This is a genomic window from Vibrio sp. 2130-1 (assembly GCF_033339515.1).
In genome coordinates, this window is sequence record NZ_JAWOUT010000486.1 from 1 (window position 1) to 596 (window position 596).

The window sequence follows — 596 nt, forward strand, 5'->3', positions numbered from 1 at the left end:
AAAATGGCAATCAAGTTCCCTAAATTAACTGTCATTGAATCTTAATAATGATTCCTGAAAAACTTTGCAAGTAATATACCAATTGCACATCACTTTCCGTCGAGTAACTCTTTTCACGTTCTTACTAGCAGTTGCATACCATTCCCATTAAGGCTGAATTCGCTGCTGATAATGCTGGCGGTAGTCGCGTGGTGTTAGTCCTTTGTACGTTTTAAAATGGCGATTAAACAGGGCTTGATTACGATATCCGACTCGCTCAAACACAATCCCAATCGGCAACGACGTAGATTGCAGCAAATCTGCGGCATGATTGATCCGCAATTTCATTAGACGTTGGCTAAACGGCTCTTTAAAGTGCTTTTGAAACAATCTTGTGACCGCACTTTCACTCAGCGATAAGTAGTTCGCCAAGTCTGCGAGCGTCACCTTAGTTGCAAAGTGTTGTTCGAGATACGCGTTAACACTTGCCACGCGCTCTCTTTCCTGTAGCTCGTGTTCACTCATCGATAAGTATGAGTGAGTCATCAGTGTTTTTGCTCCTTCATCGTGAGCAATCAGAGACAAAACATGGAGAAATCTCGATAGTTGCTCCATTG

At 42.6% G+C, this 596-nt stretch carries 1 protein-coding gene; it reads right to left on the reverse strand.

Annotation, left to right across the window (positions count from 1 at the left end):
* Positions 1–147: 147 nt before the first annotated feature.
* A partial coding sequence (locus R7Q09_RS26985) for a helix-turn-helix domain-containing protein (protein WP_318144056.1) occupies positions 148–596 on the reverse strand: 449 nt, incomplete at its 5' end.